The organism is Vibrio sp. Vb0349, from assembly GCF_033338975.1.
Map to the genome: position 1 here is coordinate 1 of NZ_JAWOTS010000477.1, position 1,018 is coordinate 1,018.

Below are 1,018 nucleotides of genomic sequence, written 5' to 3' on the forward strand. Positions count from 1 at the left end.
AGATAATCTAGAGCGCAGTGACCTTTCACACAGGCTATTCGTGAAAGGTCAGCTCGCCCTAAAACTTGGAGTTAAAAATGACTAAGATCTTAATCGTCGGTGGTGTTGCAGGTGGTGCATCTGCGGCGGCGCGTGCTCGTCGTCTGAGCGAAGATGCCGAAATCATCATGTTTGAACGTGGCCCGTTTGTTTCATTTGCCAACTGTGGCTTGCCTTATCACATCGGCGGCGATATCCAAGAACGCAGTAAGTTACTACTACAAACGCCAGAAAGCTTTTTAGCACGCTTTAACGTTGATGTTCGCGTGATGAATGAAGTAGTTTCTATTAACCGACAGGACAAAACCGTTACCATCAAAAACCTGTTGGATGAGTCTGAATACGTAGAGTCATACGACTTCCTACTGCTTAGCCCAGGTGCTGGCCCTATTGTTCCACCAATCCCAGGCCTCGATAACCCGCTCACCCACTCGCTACGTAACATTCCAGATATGGATCGCATCATCGAAACGATCCAAATGAACAAGCCAGAGCATGCGACAGTTGTTGGCGGCGGTTTCATCGGTTTAGAAATGATGGAAGCCTTCCACCAACTTGGCATTAAAACCTCTCTGATCGAAATGGCAGACCAAGTCATGACGCCAGTAGACCGTGAAATGGCAGGTTTTGCTCATGCAGAAATTCGTGACAAAGGTGTCGACCTAAAACTTGGCGTCGCGCTTGAATCTGTGAAATTCGTACCTAACGAGCACGTGGCAAGTTTCGACTCTGGTGAGAGTGAGAAACACCAACACCTAGAAGGTGAATTGGAGTTAACACTGAACAACGGTGAAAAACTCACTACCGATATTCTGATCATGGCAATCGGTGTACGTCCTGAGACAAAACTGGCGCAAGAAGCTGGCCTTCAAATTGGTGCGCTAGGCGGTATTTACACGAACGAATACATGCAAACCAGCGATCCTTCGATCTACGCTGTCGGCGACGCGGTAGAAGAGAAAGACTTCGTGACTGGCGA

The 1,018-nt window shown here is 48.0% G+C and carries 1 protein-coding gene; it reads left to right on the forward strand.

The features are described from left to right. Nucleotides 1-77: 77 nt before the first annotated feature. Nucleotides 78-1,018: FAD/NAD(P)-binding oxidoreductase (locus R7Q47_RS26720; RefSeq protein ID WP_318090341.1), on the forward strand; the 941-nt coding region annotated here is incomplete at its 3' end.